Consider the following 19,533-nt stretch of genomic DNA (forward strand, 5'->3'; position numbering starts at 1 on the left):
TCCTTCCTTACATGCCGTAGAATGATCTAAGCGCTACCAGCTGCTCGATCCGGTCCGGCGGCAGCTCGCGTTCGCCGCCAATCATCCGCGTCAGGAAGGTGAGCTTGGCCGTATATTCCAGCCGCTCCATGTTCATGTAAGCGGCCATGACATCCTTGCCCCAGGACAGCGCGCCGTGGCTTTCCAACAGGACCGCTGTCTTTTTGCCCAGAAACGGCATGATCGAATCAGGTACCTCTTCCGTTGACGGCGTACCGTATGCGGCCAGTGGTATATCCCCCATGGCGATGACCGATTCCGGCATCATCATCTTATCCAGCGCTTCGCCCTTGATGGCGAATGCGGTAGCATACGGCGGATGGGCATGCACCACCCCGTTCATTTCCGGCAGTTCACGGTAAATCCGCAGATGCATCTTCACTTCGGTGGAAGGCCGGTAGCCTTCATGCGCTTCAGTAATTTCGCCCTCCAGATTGACCTTTACCAGCATATGCGGCTCCAGGTAGCCTTTGCTGACTCCGGTCGGCGTCGCCAGAATCTCATGTTCGTTCAGGCGTGCCGAAATGTTGCCGTCGTTAGCGGCGATGAAATCCTTGTTGAACAGATTGCGCCCGATGTCGCAAATCTGCAGCCGCAGCTGCTGTTCCTGTTTATCCATGGGTCGTTCCCTCCACATCCTGCTTAATTGAAGCCGGTCCGCTGCCGCCTTGTCCCGGCTGATACACTTCCAGCGTCTCCGATGACGCCACGATTTCCCGGATCTGAGCCGGATCAAGCTCACCCAGGGCGGCGAGCTGCACCAGCATGTTGCCCAGGGCACTGGCCTCCACCGGTCCGGCGACCACCTCTTTGCCGCAGGCGTCGGCGGTCAGCTGACACAGCAGCTTGTTCCTGATGCCGCCGCCGACCATATGGACGGTGTCGACGCGCCGTCCGGTCAGCGTCTCCAGCGCCGCAACCGCCCCGCTGTAAGCGCGGGCGAGGCTCTCCACAATGACGCGGACCACCGCGCCGCGCGATTCCGGCACTGTCTGCCCGGTGCGCAGGCAGTACTCCCCGATCCGCGCCGGCATATCACCCGGCGGAGCGAACAGCGGATCGCCGGGATCGATCAGGATGCCCGGCGACGGCTCCCGCTCCGCCAGCTCCGTCAGTTCGGCGAAGCTCATGACTTCGCCGGCTTCGGCCCAGGTGCGCTGGGTCTCCTGCAGCAGCCACAGGCCGGTGATGTTCTTCAGCAGCCGGTTGCCGCCGCCGAAGCAGCTCTCGTTCGTGAAGCCTTGGCTGTAGCAGGCTTCCGACAACACCGGCTGCTCCGTCTCCAGGCCGACGAGCGACCAGGTGCCGCAGCTGATGAATGCGGCATTCTCCTTGCGGCGGTAAGGGACCGCCGCGACTGCAGCCGCCGTGTCATGCGAAGCTCCGGCGATGACCCCAAGCGGAGGACAGCCCAGCTCCCCGCACAGGTCCGGCCGCAGCGTGCCGACGACCGTTCCGGCTTCCACGATGTCCGGCAGAAGATCCGCCGGCAGACCAAGCCGGGCGGACACCTCGCGCGCCGCCTCCGCCTTACCTGCGGCAAGCAGTCCGCTCGTGCTGAGGATGGTCCGTTCCGCAGCGGCAGCGCCCGAGAGGAAATAATGGAACAGATCGGGCATGAGCAGAATCCGCCCTGCGGCTGAACGCAGCGTTTCATTGCTCTGCCAGTCGGCAAACAGCTGGTACACCGTATTGATCGGGTCCGGCTGATTGCCGCTTAAGCGGAATTGCTCCTCCGGCGGCAGCAGCATCTCCAGCTGCGCACGGACGGCGTGCATCCGCCGGTCCCGGTAATGGTGCGGCGTGTACAGCAGCTGCCCTTCACTGTCGAGGATGCCGTAATCCACGCCCCAGGTATCCACGCTGACACTGAGAAGGTCCGGATAACGCCGGCAGGCCAGTTTGATGCCCTGCGTGATCTGCCGGAACAGCTCCAGCACGTTCCAGTGCAGATGGCCGCCGAGCGTTACCGGTATATTGGGAAAACGGTGGATTTCCTCCATCGCGATCCCTTCTCCGTCATAGGCTCCGGCAATGACTCTCCCTGAGCTTGCGCCCAGGTCAACGGCCAGCACCCTTTTCAATTGGCTCATCTCATGCACCGCCCCGCTCCGCCGCTAGTACAGCGGACCGAAATTGCGGCAGGCGCGGAAATCAGCATCCTCTAGGCTCTCGGTGCCGAACAGCGACCAGACGCGCGGCCGGAATACATCCGCCTCCGGCACATTGTGCATGCTGACCGGGATGCGCAGGATGGACGCAAGCGTAATCAGATCGGCCCCGATATGGCCGTAGCTGATGGCCCCGTGGTTGGCGCCCCAGTTATTCATGACATCGTAGACCGACTTGAACGAGCCTGTGCCGGTCAGCACCGGCGCGAACCAGGTCGTCGGCCAGGTCGGGTCGGTCCGTTCGTCGAGTGTGCGGTGCACCTCCTCCGGCAGATCCACCGTATAGCCTTCCACGAGCTGCAGCACCGGACCGAGTCTTTTGACCAGGTTCAGCCGGGCCATCGTCACCGGCATCCCGCCTTTGGTCAGGAAGTCGGTGGAGTAGCCGCCGCCGCGGAAATATTCCTGCGAGGCCGGGCGGAACAGCGTTGCTTCGAGCGCCGCCTTGACCTCCTCGTCAGTCGTCTCCCAGAACGGCTTGATGGCCGGTGCGCCATCCTTAGTCTGCACGCCGGTGCCGTCGAGCGCCGCCGATCCTGAGTTAATCAGATGCAGTAAACCGCCGGGTGCCCGGCCTTCCAGCTCATGGCCGGTTACGCGCTTCACCGCTGCCGGACTCCAGTATGTGCGCACATCCGCGAAGATCTGGGCCGTATTCGTTAACAGATAGTTAAACAGCATCGTCACGCCGTTCAGGCTGTCGTTCTCCGTAGCTACAATATACGGCGCCCGTCTGCCGTTCCAGTCGAAGGACGAATTAAGAATCGTCTCCATGAAGTCGCCGTTCGGGAAGTGGTCGGTCCATTGGCGCTGCCCCTGGAAGCCCGACAGCAGTGCATTATGTCCCTGTGCCTCTTCGGCGAAACCCATCTCGGCCAGCTTCGGGTTACCGACCATCAGGTCGCGGGCGATCAGGGTCATTTTGACAACCGTCTCCCACTGGCTTTCCTTGTCTTCATTGCTCACCTGCAGCTGCGGCGGATTATTGTCCGCTCCCACCTTACAGTTCTCCTTCGTCCAGGCAAGCGCACGGGCATATTCTTCCTGGTCGTAGATTCCTTCCTCGAAGCGGCGGACGAACTCGGACATATCGATATATTCATTGCGCATCCCCAAATATTCCTGGAAGAACTGCTCATTCACAATCGAACCGGCAATGCCCATGGATACCGAGCCCATCGACAGGTAGGAACGGCCTTTCATCAGCGCTGTGGCCAGCGCAGCCTTGGCGAAGCGCAGCAGCTTTACTGCCACATCCTGCGGAATCTCCTCGCTGCCGGAATCCTGCACGTCCTCGCCGTAAATGCCAAACGCGGGAATGCCCTTCTGGGCGTAGGCAGAGAGTACGGCGGCCAGATAGACGGCTCCGGGTCTCTCCGTACCGTTAAAACCCCATACGGCATGGGGAATCGCAGGATTCATATCCATTGTCTCGGAGCCATAGCACCAGCAGGGAGTTACCGTTATCGATACGCCTACATTTGCCGCGGTGAATTTGGTCTGGGCCGCCGCCGCTTCCTGAACGCCGCCGATCGTCGTATCGGCGATTACGCACTCTACCGGCGTGCCGTCCGGATAACGCAGCGATGCTTGCAGAAATGCGGCCACGCGCTCAGCCAGCCCCATGGTCTGCTCTTCCAGTGATTCGCGTACACCCCGCCGTCTGCCGTCGATGGTCGGACGGATGCCTATTTTCGGATAATGGGTTGCCATTTGTTCACAGCCTCCTCAGCAGGAATAAAAGGAATAATAAAAACGCTTTCAACCCCTACATCATAGAACGACCTGCCACCACTGTCAACATAAAACCACATATTTTATGTGTTTTTATGTGGTTTATGAGTTATTTTTGTGGTTTTTATTGTGGAATATCCTTTTTTTACGGGAAATCGGTTATAGTAAACATAAAATCACAGATTTTATTCTTCAGGGGGCAGCCATGAGAGCATTCGAACGCCGCGAGCTGATTATCAATAAACTGCACAAGTACAAGAAAGTGTTCGTCGCCGATCTGGCCCGGGACTTCGAGGTGTCTGAGGAGACGATCCGCAGGGATCTGGAGAAGCTCGACAATGAGGGCATTGCGAAGAAAAGCTACGGCGGCGCCATACTTAACGTCCATACCAACGAAGACCCCTCCTATTCACAACGCCATGCGGTGAATCTGGAGGCGAAGCGCGCCATCGCCGCCAATGTGCTGGAGCTGATCGGAGACGGCGACAGCCTGATGACCGACACCAGTTCCACCGCCTTTGAAGCGTTGAAGCGGATTACCGAAGCCCGCAGCAATCTGACGCTGATCACCAACTCGCTGGTGGTACTGTCAGAATTTCAGCATTCCGGGCATAAACTGATTTCAACGGGCGGCGTGCTCGGCGCGCAGACGAATTCTTTTGTCGGACCGAGCGCCTCGCATACGATTCAGCGGTATAATGTGGATGTGGCTCTGTTCAGCTGCAAGGCGCTGTCGATGTCCGGCGGACTCAGCGATTCCAACGAAGCGGAGGCCGAGTTGAAGATCCTGATGCAGCAGCAGGCGAGCAAGGTCATACTTTTGGCCGATTATTCCAAGTTTGACCGCATCGCCTTCGTCAAGCTGTTCAGCTTCGACAAAGTGGATTACATTGTTACCGACCAGAAGCCGCCCCAGGAATGGATAGATTTTCTGAAGAAATACCAGGTATCGCTGATCTACGCTACCAATTGATTCCCGGCCGTCCGGCCGGTATGGAGGTGATTTACACTGTGATATCCGCCAGTCTCTCTGCAGTTTCCGCAGCCTACTGGATTCCCTGGGCGCTGATCGCGGTGGGAGCATTGCTGCTCCTGCTGCTGTGGGCGGTGTTCCGCAAGCTCGATTGATTTTTGTATGCGCTTTCGTAAATGCTAGAGCACCGTTTTCCGGCGGCGGCCGTGCAGAATCGTCTTCCATCCATACAGCCAGATGTGCATCCGGCGTTTGTGGACGGCCTTAATACTGCCGTTTGTTACCCTTCTTGACCTCTTCCCAATCAGCCTCGACATTGTGCCTGACCCGGGTCAGCAGGCTGTACAGGGTTTCGATTTCCTCATCCGACAGCCCGCGCAGGGCAACTTTGTCCGAATGCACCCCCTCCCTCTGCAAAAAAGGGTACACCTCCATCCCCTGCTCCGTTGCGAACAATTTCTTGATTTTCCGGTTATCCGGGTCGCTTCGCTTCTCGATTAGCCCCTGCAGCTCCAGCTTCTGAACAGCCCGGGCGGCGGTGGTCCGGTCCACCTTGATCATCTCAGCCAGCTTCTCCTGAATAATGCCCGGCTGCTCACAAATGCGCACCAGATACAGATACTGTCCCCTTGTAAGCTCTACTTCCTTGAACTCGATGTTGCTGATGGAATCAAGCGCTCTCGCAATCATGCCGATCTCCCGCAATATTTCCTTCATTGGCTGGCTCCTGTCTGCTGTCACTTTTTTGTTGCAATTGCAATAATAATAGTGTAGCTTAGTTCATACCGATATGCAAACCGGGGTTGGCCCGTACTACGTACAGAAAGAAGGATTGGAACCATTGATTACTGTGGAAATGATTGATTCGAAAGAGCAGCTGCAGCAAGCGTTTGAGATTCGTGAGAAAGTATTTGTCGCTGAGCAAGGCGTCCCGCTGGAGGATGAATTCGACGAATATGACCGGCTGGACGGACGCTGCCGGCACCTGCTGGTCTATTGGGAGGGACAGCCGGCTGCTACCGGAAGAATCCGCGAAGCCTCAGGCTACGGCAAGCTGGAGCGGATCTGCGTCCTGCAGCCTTTCCGCAATTACGGTCTGGGCAAGAGCGTAGTCGCTGCCCTGGAGGATGCAGCCCGCCTGCAGGAATGGCGGCAGCTGAAGCTGCACGGACAGACGCACGCCGAAGGGTTCTACCGGAAGCTCGGATACAGCGTCGCCTCTCCGGAATTCATGGAGGATGGCATTCCCCACTACATCATGACCAAGGAGCTTTCCGGTGCCCGGTAAGCGGCTGCGCGGCGGCTTGTATATAACGGGCATTCTGCTGCTGGCGCTGGGAATCGCCCTGACCATCGTCTCGGGTCTGGGCACCTCGCCGTTCGATGCGCTGCTCGTCGGCCTGGCGCAGAATGTCGGGCTGACTGTAGGCAGCTGGGAAATGGTCCTCGCCGCAGTGATGCTGCTCGGCAACGCGCTGCTGGCACGGAGCCGCCCGCTGCTGCTGGGCATCGTTACCTCCGTCATTACCGGGCTGAGCATCGACCTGTGGATGCTGCTGCTCGGTGACTTCCTGCAGCCTGTACAGCTCGCGGGAAGGCTGGCCTGCCTGGCGGCCGGACTGGTGGTGACCGGACTCGGCACGGCCGTGTATCTGCAGGCCCGGTTCGCCCCGACCCCGCTGGATCATCTGATGCTGCTCCTGCAGGAGCAATACAAGCTGAGCCTGCTGTCCGCCAAAACGCTGATCTATGCCGTCTATCTCGCGCTGGCCTGGCTGTTCGACGGGCCGATCGGCATCGGCACGCTTTTGTCGGTCGCTATCGGCGGACTGCTGCTGCAGCTGTTTATGCCGCTGATCGGCAAACGGCTGGAAGCGCGGCCGGCCGGTAACACGGCATGAAGCACGGGCAGCAAATAAACGTGCGGAACAATAGTGCAAATAATACTACAAACAAAGTGCAATAAAACCTGCCTGTACGGCAGTTTTGGCTTTGACTTTTCAAAATTTGCTGGGTTATACTGGAATTACGCTTAATTTCCAGCCTTCCTGGCCGGAAAGCGGGGGAACCAGTCTTTTGGGGCGAATCAGCGCGGTGTTCCGCGTGTAGGGTACCATCTTACCCGAGTCCGTCAGCTAACCTCGTCAGCAGCGGATGGGTCTGTTTCTTCATGTATGTTATGTACGAGACCCTTGCCAAGGGTCTCTTTGTGTTTCTATCCATAGACCCTATTGGCAACCGTGTTGGCTGTGTAAGGCTCCCCTCCCGAGCGCAAATTTGCGGCTTAAGGAGAGATGCAAGGTGCAGAAAGTCAAGTACATAACGGATGTTGCCGAGCTGGATCGGCTGCCGGAAAAGGACCGGTTCAAGCTGAAGAAAGTGGCCGACCGCTTCGATTTCCGGGTCAATGACTATTATTTGTCGCTGATCGACTGGGAGGACCCGCAGGACCCGATCCGCAGACTGGTCATCCCGAATGAAGGAGAGCTGCAGGAATACGGCTGCTGGGATGCTTCCGATGAGGAAAGCAATTACGTCGTGCCGGGCTGCCAGCACAAATACGGAACCACCGCCCTGCTGGTCGTCTCTGAGGCTTGCGGCGCCTATTGCCGCTATTGCTTCCGCAAACGCCTTTTCCGGGGCGAAGCCAATGAAGCCCGGAATGATGTATCCGCAGGCATCCGCTATATTGCCGCCCACCCCGAAATCAACAACGTGCTGCTAACCGGCGGAGATTCCCTGATGCTCTCAACAAAGAAGCTCCGCTCGATCATTGAACAGCTCCGGGCCATTGAGCATGTCCGGATCATCCGGCTGGGCTCGAAGCTGCCTGTGTTTAACCCGATGCGTATTTACCAGGACGAAGAGCTGCTTGCGACGATCCGCGAGCACTCCACCGCCGAGAAACGGATTTATGTCATGGCCCATGTCGATCACCCGCGCGAGATTACGCCGGAGGCCCGCCTTGCTTTCACCGCACTGCATGAAGCGGGGGCCATTGTCGTTAACCAGACGCCAGTGGTCAGAGGCATCAACGACGATCCCCGCGTGCTGGGCGAGCTGCTCGACCAGCTATCCTGGGCCGGTGTTACGCCTTACTATTTCTTTATCAACCGGCCGATCGCCGGGAACCGTGATTTTGCCCTGCCGCTGGCCGAGGTATACCGGGTGGTGGAGGAAGCGAAGGCCCGGACCTCGGGACTTGGCAAAAGAGTCCGCCTCTCCATGAGCCACACCACCGGCAAAATCGAAATCCTTGCCATTGAAAACGGCAAGGCTTATCTCAAATATCACCAGTCCAAAGCCGGCGACTATGGCAAGTTCATGATTCTCGATTGTCCGCCGGACGCCGAATGGTTCGACGACCTGCCGGGCAGCGGGAAATATACGGCCCGCTGCTTAAAGGTACCGCAGCACAGCTGACCCACCGAAGCTGACCCACCGAAGCAGCCCCTGCCCGCCACCCTGGCGGACGCAGAGGCTGCTTTGCTGTTGGACCCGGCTGCTTATGGGAACAGCTTGGCCACAAGTTCCCGGCGGCTGCCCACGCCGGTCTTGGCAAAGATCGCCTTCAGATGGTCCTGTACTGGCCCTGACACCAGCAGAGCCGTCGATAGCGTTCCGTATTATGCGCTGACGGCATCGCCTACACCTGATCCGGAGTCTCCCGGGGCAGATCTATAGTAAAGGTGCAGCCTAGCCCCGGCGCACTGTCCACTGTGATGCGGCCATGGCTGAGCTCCACAATCCGTCTGGCGAGCGGAAGTCCCAGTCCGTTGCCGTCCCGGGTCCGCGATTTGTCGCCCCGGTAGAACTTCTCGAAGACATGCCTGCGGACTTCGGGATCCATGCCGATGCCGCTGTCTTTTACCGATACCAGGATGTTCCCCTCCTCTTCGGACAGGGTTATCGCGATGTTGCCGCCGTGATGCGAGAACTTAACCGCATTGCCGATGACGTTAAGCCATACCTGCATGAGCAACTCCTCGCTGCCGAAATATTCGGTATCGGCCAGCTGAAGGTCCAGGCTCAGCAGCTTGCGGCTCCACTCCGGCTCCAGCAGCAGGAGCGCTTCGCGGATCTGCTCGTCGAGCCGGAAATACGCCTGTTCGATCAGAATCTCCTGATTTTCCAGCTTGGAGAGCTTCAGAATATTGGAGGTCAGCTGGGACAGCTGCCGGGTGCTGCTGATAATTTTGCCGGCGTAATCCTCCCGCTCCCCTGCCTCCACATCCTTGTCCTGAAGCAAGGTGGCATAGCCTTCGATTGCCGTAAGCGGCGTCTTGAACTCATGGGATACATTGGTGACAAAATCATTGCGCAGCGTCTCAATCCCCTGCAGCTCCTGGACCATCTTATTAAAGTCCCGCGACATATCGGCGAACTCCTCGATTTTGTAATTCTCGTACAGGCGGACACCGAAATTGCCCTTGGCCACCTCGCGGGTCGCTTCCCGCAGCTTGCTGATCGGGTACAGAATCCGGTTGCCCATCAGTGCGGTAATGATCGTGCCGGTGAGAATGCCCGACAGCAGGATGACGAGCAGAAACCAGAAGGTGTCGAACAGCCGCTTTTCCACCAGGTTGAACTTTACAATGACCACGGTCAGGATCAGCGTGAAGCCCATGGAAATGAGCAGGATGAGAAAGACCAGCAGCACAAGCGCGACCCAGAGATTGCCGAACCTGCTGTTCTTCATGACTGCCGGACCGCCTTGTAGCCGAGTCCCCGCACCGTCACAATGTCAAACTCCGGAACCTCCCGGAACCGTTCGCGCAGGCGGTTGATATGCACATCGACCGTCCGGGCGTCGGTTTCCGAGTCTAAGCCCCAAATCTCGTCCATCAGCTGCTGACGGGTAAAAATTTTATTCGGATAAGCAACCAGCTTATACAGCAGATAGAACTCCTTCTGCGGCAGCAGTACGCTTTCCCCGCCGCGCCATACCGTAACGGAATCATAATCGAGCGTCACCTCGCCCAGCGTCAGCCTTCGCTCGTTCACAATCTGTGCCCTCCGCAGCAGTGCGCCTACGCGCAGCACCATTTCATTGATATCAATCGGCTTCACCATATAATCGTCCGTGCCCACGAGAAAGCCGCGCTTCTTATCCTGAAAGCTGTCCTTGGCTGTAATCATGAGCACCGGCATATTGTAACCCGAACCGCGCAGCCGTCCGATCAGCTCGAACCCGTCGACATTCGGCATCATAATATCGGAGATCACCAGATCGATATGCTCCGCTTCCAGCACATCAAGCGCCCTTTGACCATCTTCGGCGGCAACCGCCTTATACCCCTGCTTCTCCAGCACCGTGCAGATCAGCTCGCACAGCGTCTCATTGTCCTCCACCACGAGGATGGTAATCATCCGGCCCACCCCTTTTCGCTATAGCATCGTCTAAATTATATTATCATGCCGCCGGAGCGGCCAGTTGATGTTCAGTTCATATTTGTGTGTTATGATCCTTTCATCTTAGGCAGCTTTATAAGATGAACTTTGAACAATATATTAGGGTTGCACGTAGCTGCGTGGAATGTTTGGACTTACGGCCGCTGTTGTCCCCAGATTTCTTAATTTTAACCCGCTGTTCGGATTGAAATCCGGTGACAAAGGCGGACGCTGCCGCTCCTCCAGTTCCAAACCTCCCCTCCGCCACTTTCCCTTGTTATTATTTCATCGTTCATCTTGTATAGCAGATTCGAAAGGAAGGTTCACCCCCATGCTTCAATTGAAAAATATCAAGAAAAGCTACACCACCGGCGATTTCACGCAGGTGGCGCTCGACAACGTCAGCCTCAATCTGCGGGAGAACGAATTCGTGGCCATCCTCGGGCCCAGCGGCTCGGGCAAGACCACCTGCCTCAATATTATCGGCGGACTGGACCAGTACGACAGCGGCGATCTGATCATCAACGGCAAATCGACGCAGAACTTCAGCGACAGCGACTGGGACGCATACCGCAACAACAGCGTCGGCTTCATCTTCCAGAGCTACAACCTGATCAGCCACCTCAGCATTATGGATAATGTCGAGATGGGCATGACGCTGAGCGGCGTACCTTCCGCCGAGAAGCGGGAGAAGGCCCGCAAGGTGCTGGAGCGGGTCGGCCTGAAGGACCATCTGCACAAGAAGCCGAACCAGCTGTCCGGCGGGCAGATGCAGCGCGTGGCCATCGCCCGGGCGCTGGCGAACGATCCCGATATCATTCTCGCCGATGAACCGACCGGCGCGCTGGATACCGGAACCAGCGAACAGATTATGGAGCTGATCAAGGAGATCGCCAAGGACAAGCTGGTGGTCATGGTTACGCATAATCCGGAGCTGGCCGCCCGTTACACCGACCGCACCGTGGAATTCCGCGACGGCCAGATCATCTCCGACACCGATCCGCTGCCCGACCAGAAGATCAGCTCCGCCTATAAGCTCAAGAAGACATCGATGAGCTTCCTGACCGCGCTGAAGCTGTCCGGCAAGAATATCCTGACCAAGAAATGGCGGACGACGCTGACCGCCTTTGCGTCAAGCATCGGGATTATCGGCATCGCGCTGATCCTCTCCCTGTCCAACGGCTTCAATAAACAAATCAACAACTACGAGGCCGGCGCTTTATCGAACTTTCCGGTCATGATCAACCATTCCGCCGTCAGTATGGACCGGGCGGCGGCTATGTCGGAGGACCCGACTGACGGATTGACGGAGTTCACCGACAGCACGGAGATTTACCCGTATGATCCGAGCGCCAATACCATTATGCACACCAATGTAATTACACAGGAGTATCTGGACTTCGTCGGTGAGATAGATCCTTCGCTGGTGGATGGCACCTCCTACACCCGTACAGTCAATATGAACATCCTGAAATCGGACGGGGAAACCGCGACGACTGTCGGCGCAGGCAGCTTCTCCTCCTTCCCGAGCAACGTAGACGGCGAAACCGGCAGCTACCTGGAGAAATATTATGACCTGCTGGCCGGCTCCTTCCCGTCTAAGGATACGGATCTGGTGCTGATTGTCGATGAATACAACCGGCTCAATGTGTCCACGGTGGAAACACTCGGGCTTGATTTCAATGCAGACAGCATTCCCTTCGACCAGATTGTCGGCCAGGAATTCCGGCTGATTCCGAACAATGAATATTATGTAAAATCCGGCGACCACTACACGGTGAACGGCGCCTCCGCGAATCTGACGGATATGTACAACAGCGGGAGTGCGATTCCGGTCAACATTGTAGGGATTATCCGGGCACAGGAAGATTCTCCAATGTCCACCATGTCGGCCGGCATCGCCTATTCCGACGATCTGGCGCTGCGTTTCATTGACGACGCCCGGAATTCGGAGATCGTTAAAGCCCAGGAAGCCTCAAGCGAAGTCAATGTGCTGACCGGCGAGGTCTTCCCTAAGACCTCCAGCCAGTCCGCCATGATGGGGCAAGCGGCAATGATGCAAGGGGCGACGGCCGCTCCGCAGACACAGGACGATGTGCTCGCCGTGCTGGGCGCAACGGATATTCCGTCTTCCATTTCCATTTATCCGAAGGATTTCAATGCCAAGGAAGACATTGTTGCCCATCTTGATGAATGGAATGAGGGTCTGCCTGAAGAGGATATGGTGGTGTATACCGACATGGCCGCGATTGTAACCAACCTTTCGGGCGGAATTATGAATGCCATCACACTCGTGCTGATTGCCTTCGCTTCGATCTCGCTGGTCGTATCACTGATTATGATCGGGATTATCACCTACATCTCCGTTCTGGAGCGGACCAAGGAAATTGGGGTACTGCGCGCCCTCGGCGCCCGCAAGAAGGATATCACCCGCGTATTCAATGCCGAGACGTTCATCATCGGCGCGTTCTCCGGCATTCTGGCGATCAGCATTACCTATCTGCTGACGATTCCGGCCAATATGATCATCAAGTCGATGACCGATCTGTCCAATGTGGCCCAGCTTAATCCGGTGCATGCCATTCTGCTGATCATCATCAACGTGCTGCTGACCATGCTTGGCGGATTCATTCCGGCCAAGTTCGCTGCCAAGAAGAACCCGGTGACCGCCCTGCGCAGCGAATAATAAATAAGTGTACTGCTACAGCTCAGACAAAAAGGACCCCCCGGGGTCCTTTTGTTATTTATACCGGGACTATTACATCTCCGGATGCTCCACTGCTGCGCCGCCGCGGTTCACCCTGAACCTGATTTTACTCCCGGACAGGAACAGTCCCAGAAGGGTCAGTGCGGTGCCGAGCATGGCGAGTCCGGTAATCCGCTCCCGTAGCACTATAGCAGAGGTAATTACCGTGACCACCGGCACGATGTAGATATATACGCTGCTGCGGACAACGCCCAATATTTTGACCGACTGACTCCAGGTGACAAAGCACATCGCGGAAGCGATAAATCCGAGGAATAGCAGATTGAGCAGGTTGTCCCGTTCTGCAAATCTCTCAAGATTCAGCGAGAAATCTGACCAGAAGACGGCGGGGAGCATGAAGATGAGGCCATAGCCGAAGGTCCGCCGCGTTGTCTGGATGATATTGTACCGGAACCCGCTGATTGTCTTGGTCAGTATGGAATACACCGCCCAGACTGCCGCCGCCAGCACAGCCAGCAGATCGCCGAGAGGATGAAGCTGCAGCGCAGCTCCATTGAATCCAATCAGTATAATTCCGGCTACTGCAAACAGAAAACCGATCAGGAAATTCCCGCTCAGCTTCTCCCCTTTCAACAGGAAGTGAGCAAAAATCCCCGTGAAGAAAGGACCTATCGAGACAATAACCCCCACATTCGAGGCGAAGGTATAGGTCAGCGCGATATTTTCCAGGAAATAATAGAGCATGACCCCGCACAGGCCTGCACCGATAAAATAAATTTCTTGCCGCTTATGTGCAAGCTTTAACGGTTTCGGATAGATCAGCCAGAGCGTCGCATAGCCCAACACAAAGCGGAACAGCAGAATTTCTGTGGGGCTGAACGCCTCCAGCAGCATTTTAATCGAGACAAAGGTGGTCCCCCAGACCAGAATCGTCAGGAGCGCCACCAGGTGTCCGCCGGTATTTCTGTTCATCCTATGCACTTCCTTGCCTTTATTGAAAGGAGTCCCGGTACACTTTGGGGGTTAATCCGATCGTATTTTTGAAATAGTTGGTAAAATGGCTCTGATCGGCAAATCCCGCCCCGAGCGCCGCTTCTGCAGGCATTGCGCCGTGTACCAGCATCCTCCGCGCTTGCCCGATGCGGATATTCTGCTGATAACGCCCCGGCGGGATGCCCATTTCCCGGGTAAACTGTCGGACCAGATGATATTTGCTTAAGCCCGCCAGCGCGCTCAGTTCGTCCAGCGTCACATTGCGGTCATAATGCCGCTCCAGATACTCGCATACCAGACGGATTGTCCGGTTACCCTCCGGGTGATCCGCTTCCGGCGCGGGCTGTGAATAGGCTGAGAGGAGACGCTGCATCAGCCAGTTGTAAGCCTTCTTTTTAACAGAGTCCGGCCGGTTCTGCTCAATCATCAGTTTCAACTCCCGCATCGCCTCTCCCCATTCCGGAGTGTACAGGGCATTCACCGTGAAATAAGGCAGATTGCGGCGTCCCGAAAGCTCCAGCATTAACCCGCCCATGCTTTCCAGGCCAATATTGAAGCTGTAAAAATGCAGCGGCGCCAGCTCCACCATTGCACAGCTATGCTTGTCAAACGGATTGATCAGCATACAGTCGCCCGGTTGAAGCCGGTGCTCCTGACCGTTGCAGACAAAAATTCTCTCCCCGGCCTCGATGCTGCCGATGGTGTAATACTCATGAAAATGGGTGGCGAAGTTCTGCTTGATCCCTTTAAACTGGTAAAGTTCCAGCCCGAGCCCCGCGTCGGCCCGGATGCTGCGCTGCTCCTGCTTCATCGTTGACCTCCTTTTTGCACCTACCGTATAAAAGAATTGTACAACATCAGCCGGGTCCCGTATTGTATGATATTGCTGTTTCGGTTTGGATGAAAAAAAGCCCTCTATATCCGCAGAAACGGCCGGTATGGCTGAATTCCGCAAAATAGAGGGAGTGGTCTCCTGATTACAGCGTGTGATCTAGGGCAGCACTATTATTGAATAATCGAAGAAATGAACCGCGCCATCTCCCTGCTCGTTTCATTCAGCCGGTCAATCGCCGCACTGAAGCCGGCGACCAGCTCGGCCTGTGCCGAGGAAGAAGCCGCAATCGCCTCAATCTCCTGCTCCATCTGCCGGATGGAGCGTTGCACCGCTGCCAGTGAGGACTCGATCGATTTCGTCGCTTCCTTGGTGTTAACGGACAGCTTCCGCACCTCTGCAGCCACAACGCCGAAGCCCGCACCCTGTTCGCCTACGCGGGCCGCCTCAATCGCCGCATTTAGTCCCAGCAGATTGGTCTGCTCGGAAATTTCACGGATAAATCCGGCCACTTTGTTGACCTCATTCGACTCTTCCACCGTTCTGCGCGAGTTCTCCAGAATTTCCGCCGTCGTTGCGGATAACTCCTGCGACTGGGCGGCCACATTCTGCACCATATCGACCAGCTCGCCGCTGATCCGGTTGATGCTCCCGGTCAGCTCTTCCATTTTATCTTCATTTTCCAGGGTATAGGCAATTGCAAAAGCTCCGATCACTTCCCCGTCGTTTCCGAGGATCGGCACGGCCGAGGAAATCACAGTAGCGCCGTACAGCTCCGCAGACAGCCGATTCGTGGTGGCCTGCCCTTTCAGGGCATTGCCCAGCGAGGGATCATCAGGCGGGACGGGGCTTCCTTTCACCAGGCCGAAATCCAGCAGCTTACTGGGTGCATAATAATGAAAAATTTCTTTGTCCGTAATGCCGATCATAATATCCTGGGCATGAATCTGCTTGAACATCGGGGCAGCTAAGATCAGTGCTTGCAAGTTATCCATATGGTGTCTCCTAGTGTGTTTTTATTTTTATATCGTCAATCCGGCCTTATTTCTAAAGAGGAGCTTCCCCGCGTATGCCACGGTAAATCCTTCGTTGACAAAAGCGGACCGCTCTTTTATCATCAAGTCGAAGTTATCTTGTATACAAGAAGAGACAATAATGAGATCACCATAAAGGAGAGATTCCAGCGTATGAGCATCAAACGCAAAATAAACACCGGCTGGCACTTCACCAAGCAGCCGCTGCATACGCAGCCCGCCGAAGTGGAAGCGCTTGCCGGCGAGACCTGGCTGCCGGTCAGCCTGCCCCATGACTGGCTGATCTACAACACCTCTAATCTGTATGAGGACGGCGAGGGCTGGTACCGCAAGACGCTCACGCTGCCGGAACTTCCCGCACAGCGCAGGTACGCGCTGCGTTTCGAAGGGGTCTATATGAATTCGACGCTTTATGTCAACGGACAAACGGCGGGCGAGTGGAAATACGGGTACTCTACCTTCGAGTTCGATATTACCCCCTATCTGCAGGAAGGCGACAACCTCATTGTGATGCGGGTAATCCATGAATCGCCGAACTCCCGCTGGTATTCCGGAGCCGGAATCTACCGCTCCGTCTGGCTGAAGTCCTATCCCGATACCCATCTCGCACCGGACGGGATTTACATCTCGGCCAGACCAGCCGGCGGTGATGTTTGGACCGTCGAGGTGGAGAGCGAGCTGGTTACGGGCGGCGCCGTTCCTGCTTCGCTGAAGCTGCGCCACAGCATTCTCGACGGGGCAGGCGTTGTCGTTACCTCTGTGGAAGAGGCGGTTCCCGCTTCGGACCCGCAGAGGGAACCAGCCGCAGTTGTCTGCTCGCGCTTGAGTGTGAGCGCTCCGCAGCTCTGGGATATTGCCGCCCCCGCTCTGTACAGCTTACGGACCGAGCTGATCACCGGGGAAGCAGTGATCGAAGAAGAATCGCAGGACTTCGGCTTCCGGACCTTTGAGCTCGACAGCGAGCGGGGCTTCTTCCTGAACGGCCGCCAGCTCAAGCTGCAGGGCGTGTGCCAGCATCACGACCTCGGCAGCCTGGGCGCCGCCGTCAACAAGGCCGCGCTGCGCCGGCAGCTTCAGCTGCTGCAGGAGATGGGGGTTAACGCCGTGCGCTCCGCCCACAATATGCCGGCGGTCGAGCTGATGGAGCTGGCCGATGAGCTGGGCATTCTGATCGTCTCCGAGGCCTTCGACATGTGGGAGCGTCCGAAGACGCCTTACGACTATGCCCGGTTCTTCCCGGAGTGGTGGAAGCGGGATATCGCCAGCTGGGTGCGGCGTGACCGCAACCGGCCCAGTCTGCTGATGTGGAGCATCGGCAATGAAATTTACGATACCCATGCCGATGCCCGCGGCCAGGAGATTACCCGTGAGCTGATGGAGGAAGTGCTCCTGCACGATCCGCGGGTCAACGCTTTTGTCACGATCGGCTCCAATTTCATGCCCTGGGAGAATGCCCGGAAATGCGCGGATATTGTCAAGGTCGCCGGCTACAATTATGGAGAGAAGTATTATGAGCAGCACCACCGGGAGCATCCCGACTGGTTCATTTACGGCAGCGAAACCTGCTCCACGGTGCAAAGCCGCGGCGTATACCATTTTCCGCTGGCCCAGCCGATCCTCGCGGACGATGACGAGCAGTGCTCCTCCCTCGGCAACAGCTCGACCAGCTGGGGAGCCCGCAGCACCGAAGCCTGCGTCATCTCCGACCGCGACGCGACATTCTCGCTGGGGCAGTTCCTGTGGACCGGCTTCGACTATATCGGCGAGCCTACGCCGTACCACACGAAGAATTCCTACTTCGGCCAGATCGATACGGCGGGCTTTCCGAAGGATTCCTTCTATGTGTATCAGGCGGAATGGACCGACTACCGGAGTCATCCGATGATTCATATTTTCCCGTACTGGGATTTCTCGGAGGGACAGCTTATTGATGTGCGCGTGACCTCCAACGCACCACGGATCGAGCTGTTCCTGAACGGCGAGTCGCAGGGTTCCTTCGATATCGACCATGCCCGGGGCAAGCAGCTGGTCGGCAACTGGCAGCTCCCCTATACTCCAGGCGTGCTGCGCGCCGTCGCCTATGACGGGGAGGGCCGGATCATTGCCACGGATGAACAGACCTCCTTCGGCGATGCGGCAGCCCTGATCCTCACGCCGGACAAGACGACGCTGGCCGCCGACGGCTCGGACCTGATCTTCGTGACCGTGACCGCCGCCGACGCTGAAGGGCGCATCGTCCAGAATGCCAACAACCGTGTCCGCTTTACGGTCGAGGGTCCGGGACGTCTGATCGGCCTGGACAACGGGGACAGCACCGATTACGACGCCTATAAAGGCGTAAGCCGCAGAATGTTCAGCGGCAAGCTGCTCGCCGTCATTGCGGCCACACGGGACGCCGGTCCTGTGAACGTCCGTGCTGTCTCGCCGGGGCTTACTGCCGGTGAATTGACGCTCCAGGCCGTGCTGCCGGATAGCAAAGAACCGGACCATGAGGACGGCCATCTCTATGCCGACTGCCCGCTGGAGGCCTATGCCGCGCCGGACGCTGCTTCAGCTTCGGCCGAGCTGGATATTCCGGTACGCAAGCTGGAAATCATCTGCCCGGAAGGCAATCACATCACCCCGGAGCGGCCATTCGTGCCAGTGCGCGTGAAGCTACATCCGGAGAATGCCACCTTCCGTGAGGTGGAGTGGCGGATCACCAACGCAGCGGGCATCGATGCGAACAGTGCCGCCATCCAGGTCAACGGCGAAGAAGCCGTCATCTCCGCTTTGGGAGACGGCGATGTCTATATCCGCTGCGGCACCGCGAACGGCGGGGACGGCGGCGTCCGGCTCTACGCGCAGATGGAATTCAAGCTGACCGGCTTCGGCCAGCCGTTCCTGAATCCGTATGAGCTGGTGTCCGGCGGTTACCACAGCGCCGCCAGCCGCAACCTTACGAACGGCAACGAACGCGGCGCAGCCACCGCCCGGGACGGCGAAAGCCTGATCCATTTCGAGCGGATCGATTTCGGCGATTACGGCGCAGACGAGCTGGTGCTGCCGGTCTTCTCGCTGGACAGCGAGGAATTCCCGATTGAGATCTGGGAGGGTCTCCCCGGTGAGCCGGGCGCAGAGCTGGTGGCCGAGGTGCGCTACCAGAAGCCGACGCAGTGGAACGTGTATCAGGAAGAGACCTACAGGCTGCCGCGGCGTCTGCGCGGAGTCACCTCCCTGACCTTCCTCCTGCGGCGCAAAATCCATCTCAAAGGCTTCCGCTTCCTGCCGAAGCTGAAAGCCTTCGAGCGTCTCAGCGCGCTGGAGAACAGCCGGATCTACGGCGACTCGTTCACCGTCAGGGAGAACGCCATCGAGGGCATCGGCAACAACGTGTCCCTGGTGTATGAGGGAATGGATTTCGGTGAGAGCGGGGCAACGCGTCTGACCATTTGCGGACGTTCCGCCCTGGAGCACAACACCCTGCATTTCCTGTTCAGCGGAGAAGACGGCGACTCCAAGCAGCTGATCGAGTTCGCCGGGGCTGAGGGGTATACCGAAAGGAAATTTGTACTGGAGCCGCCGGTAACCGGCAAACAGACCGTAACCGTGCTGTTCCTGCCGGGCAGCCGGTTTGATCTGCAGTGGTTCCAATTCTCTTAATTGTCATAAGCAAACAC

16 protein-coding genes and 1 riboswitch are annotated in these 19,533 nt (G+C 57.4%); of the genes, 7 read left to right on the forward strand and 9 right to left on the reverse strand.

The window, feature by feature from the left end; genetic code table 11:
* Positions 1-7: 7 nt before the first annotated feature.
* The 3 genes from F1381_RS11150 to F1381_RS11160 are packed head-to-tail and all read right to left on the reverse strand — an operon-like array spanning position 8 to position 3,923.
* Complete coding sequence (locus F1381_RS11150; protein ID WP_151734916.1) at positions 8-658, reverse strand: class II aldolase/adducin family protein; 651 nt, start codon at positions 656-658, stop codon at positions 8-10.
* Complete coding sequence (locus F1381_RS11155; RefSeq protein WP_151734917.1) at positions 651-2,132, reverse strand: rhamnulokinase; 1,482 nt, start codon at positions 2,130-2,132, stop codon at positions 651-653. Before F1381_RS11155 ends, F1381_RS11150 begins: the two co-directional genes overlap by 8 nt.
* A 24-nt stretch (positions 2,133-2,156) precedes the next feature.
* Positions 2,157-3,923, reverse strand: coding sequence for an L-fucose isomerase (locus F1381_RS11160; RefSeq protein WP_151734918.1), 1,767 nt, complete (start codon positions 3,921-3,923; stop codon positions 2,157-2,159).
* 226 nt (positions 3,924-4,149) lie between these two features.
* Here F1381_RS11160 and F1381_RS11165 point away from each other — a divergent pair, with 226 nt between their 5' ends.
* Both F1381_RS11165 and F1381_RS29065 read left to right on the forward strand, forming a co-directional pair.
* Positions 4,150-4,917 carry a DeoR/GlpR family DNA-binding transcription regulator gene (locus tag F1381_RS11165; RefSeq protein WP_151734919.1) on the forward strand — a complete coding sequence of 256 codons (768 nt, stop codon included), beginning with the start codon at positions 4,150-4,152 and terminating at the stop codon, positions 4,915-4,917.
* A 20-nt stretch (positions 4,918-4,937) separates the two neighbouring features.
* Positions 4,938-5,072 (forward strand): hypothetical protein, encoded by a 135-nt coding sequence (locus tag F1381_RS29065; protein WP_281349899.1) that lies wholly within the window; start codon positions 4,938-4,940, stop codon positions 5,070-5,072.
* Positions 5,073-5,181: 109 nt separating this feature from the next.
* Here the strand turns inward: F1381_RS29065 and F1381_RS11170 are convergent, their stop codons facing one another.
* The gene (locus tag F1381_RS11170; RefSeq protein ID WP_151734920.1) at positions 5,182-5,634 is read right to left on the reverse strand and encodes a MarR family winged helix-turn-helix transcriptional regulator; all 453 of its coding nucleotides are present in this window, start codon (positions 5,632-5,634) and stop codon (positions 5,182-5,184) included.
* 127 nt (positions 5,635-5,761) lie between these two features.
* On the opposite strand from F1381_RS11170, the gene F1381_RS11175 reads away from it, so the two are divergent.
* The 3 genes from F1381_RS11175 to F1381_RS11185 all read left to right on the forward strand — a co-directional run bounded on the left by F1381_RS11175 (position 5,762) and on the right by F1381_RS11185 (position 8,340).
* Positions 5,762-6,205 (forward strand): GNAT family N-acetyltransferase, encoded by a 444-nt coding sequence (locus F1381_RS11175; RefSeq protein WP_425495262.1) that lies wholly within the window; start codon positions 5,762-5,764, stop codon positions 6,203-6,205.
* Positions 6,195-6,818: a YczE/YyaS/YitT family protein gene (locus F1381_RS11180; RefSeq protein ID WP_246187988.1), complete on the forward strand. Its 624-nt coding sequence runs from the start codon at positions 6,195-6,197 to the stop codon at positions 6,816-6,818. The genes F1381_RS11175 and F1381_RS11180 overlap by 11 nt, the downstream gene beginning before the upstream one ends.
* A gap of 118 nt (positions 6,819-6,936) precedes the next feature.
* A riboswitch (cyclic di-AMP (ydaO/yuaA leader) is annotated at positions 6,937-7,082 on the forward strand.
* A gap of 136 nt (positions 7,083-7,218) precedes the next feature.
* Positions 7,219-8,340: a KamA family radical SAM protein gene (locus F1381_RS11185; RefSeq protein WP_151734921.1), complete on the forward strand. Its 1,122-nt coding sequence runs from the start codon at positions 7,219-7,221 to the stop codon at positions 8,338-8,340.
* A gap of 223 nt (positions 8,341-8,563) precedes the next feature.
* On the opposite strand, the gene F1381_RS11190 is transcribed toward F1381_RS11185, so the two are convergent.
* Together F1381_RS11190 and F1381_RS11195 are read right to left on the reverse strand one after the other, a co-directional pair.
* The gene (locus tag F1381_RS11190; RefSeq protein WP_151734922.1) at positions 8,564-9,616 is read right to left on the reverse strand and encodes a sensor histidine kinase; all 1,053 of its coding nucleotides are present in this window, start codon (positions 9,614-9,616) and stop codon (positions 8,564-8,566) included.
* Positions 9,613-10,287, reverse strand: coding sequence for a response regulator transcription factor (locus F1381_RS11195; RefSeq protein ID WP_151734923.1), 675 nt, complete (start codon positions 10,285-10,287; stop codon positions 9,613-9,615). The genes F1381_RS11190 and F1381_RS11195 overlap by 4 nt, the downstream gene beginning before the upstream one ends.
* A gap of 352 nt (positions 10,288-10,639) precedes the next feature.
* On the opposite strand from F1381_RS11195, the gene F1381_RS11200 reads away from it, so the two are divergent.
* Positions 10,640-12,994 carry an ABC transporter ATP-binding protein/permease gene (locus F1381_RS11200; RefSeq protein WP_151734924.1) on the forward strand — a complete coding sequence of 785 codons (2,355 nt, stop codon included), beginning with the start codon at positions 10,640-10,642 and terminating at the stop codon, positions 12,992-12,994.
* A 72-nt stretch (positions 12,995-13,066) separates the two neighbouring features.
* On the opposite strand, the gene F1381_RS11205 is transcribed toward F1381_RS11200, so the two are convergent.
* The 3 genes from F1381_RS11205 to F1381_RS11215 all read right to left on the reverse strand — a co-directional run bounded on the left by F1381_RS11205 (position 13,067) and on the right by F1381_RS11215 (position 15,835).
* Entirely contained in the window at positions 13,067-13,987 is a 921-nt protein-coding gene (locus F1381_RS11205) for a DMT family transporter (RefSeq protein WP_151734925.1), read from the reverse strand.
* 19 nt (positions 13,988-14,006) lie between these two features.
* Positions 14,007-14,819, reverse strand: coding sequence for a helix-turn-helix domain-containing protein (locus F1381_RS11210; protein WP_151734926.1), 813 nt, complete (start codon positions 14,817-14,819; stop codon positions 14,007-14,009).
* Between the two features lie 194 nt (positions 14,820-15,013).
* Positions 15,014-15,835 carry a methyl-accepting chemotaxis protein gene (locus tag F1381_RS11215; RefSeq protein WP_151734927.1) on the reverse strand — a complete coding sequence of 274 codons (822 nt, stop codon included), beginning with the start codon at positions 15,833-15,835 and terminating at the stop codon, positions 15,014-15,016.
* A 192-nt stretch (positions 15,836-16,027) separates the two neighbouring features.
* On the opposite strand from F1381_RS11215, the gene F1381_RS11220 reads away from it, so the two are divergent.
* Positions 16,028-19,516 (forward strand): glycoside hydrolase family 2 TIM barrel-domain containing protein, encoded by a 3,489-nt coding sequence (locus tag F1381_RS11220; RefSeq protein WP_151734928.1) that lies wholly within the window; start codon positions 16,028-16,030, stop codon positions 19,514-19,516.
* Positions 19,517-19,533: the final 17 nt, after the last annotated feature.

The sequence above is a fragment of the Paenibacillus tengchongensis genome, assembly GCF_008973665.1.
Lineage (GTDB): Bacteria > Bacillota > Bacilli > Paenibacillales > Paenibacillaceae > Paenibacillus_AQ > Paenibacillus_AQ tengchongensis.

What these genes read in the sequence shown, in the direction of transcription:
- F1381_RS29065 (WP_281349899.1), top strand. Translation starts at nt 4,938, where the DNA reads ATGGAGGTGATTTACACTGTGATATCCGCCAGTCTCTCTGCAGTTTCC.
- F1381_RS11205 (WP_151734925.1), bottom strand. Translation starts at nt 13,987, where the DNA reads ATGAACAGAAATACCGGCGGACACCTGGTGGCGCTCCTGACGATTCTG.
- F1381_RS11210 (WP_151734926.1), bottom strand. Translation starts at nt 14,819, where the DNA reads ATGAAGCAGGAGCAGCGCAGCATCCGGGCCGACGCGGGGCTCGGGCTG.
- F1381_RS11170 (WP_151734920.1), bottom strand. Translation starts at nt 5,634, where the DNA reads ATGAAGGAAATATTGCGGGAGATCGGCATGATTGCGAGAGCGCTTGAT.
- F1381_RS11165 (WP_151734919.1), top strand. Translation starts at nt 4,150, where the DNA reads ATGAGAGCATTCGAACGCCGCGAGCTGATTATCAATAAACTGCACAAG.
- F1381_RS11200 (WP_151734924.1), top strand. Translation starts at nt 10,640, where the DNA reads ATGCTTCAATTGAAAAATATCAAGAAAAGCTACACCACCGGCGATTTC.
- F1381_RS11150 (WP_151734916.1), bottom strand. Translation starts at nt 658, where the DNA reads ATGGATAAACAGGAACAGCAGCTGCGGCTGCAGATTTGCGACATCGGG.
- F1381_RS11190 (WP_151734922.1), bottom strand. Translation starts at nt 9,616, where the DNA reads ATGAAGAACAGCAGGTTCGGCAATCTCTGGGTCGCGCTTGTGCTGCTG.
- F1381_RS11160 (WP_151734918.1), bottom strand. Translation starts at nt 3,923, where the DNA reads ATGGCAACCCATTATCCGAAAATAGGCATCCGTCCGACCATCGACGGC.
- F1381_RS11155 (WP_151734917.1), bottom strand. Translation starts at nt 2,132, where the DNA reads ATGAGCCAATTGAAAAGGGTGCTGGCCGTTGACCTGGGCGCAAGCTCA.
- F1381_RS11220 (WP_151734928.1), top strand. Translation starts at nt 16,028, where the DNA reads ATGAGCATCAAACGCAAAATAAACACCGGCTGGCACTTCACCAAGCAG.
- F1381_RS11215 (WP_151734927.1), bottom strand. Translation starts at nt 15,835, where the DNA reads ATGGATAACTTGCAAGCACTGATCTTAGCTGCCCCGATGTTCAAGCAG.
- F1381_RS11195 (WP_151734923.1), bottom strand. Translation starts at nt 10,287, where the DNA reads ATGATTACCATCCTCGTGGTGGAGGACAATGAGACGCTGTGCGAGCTG.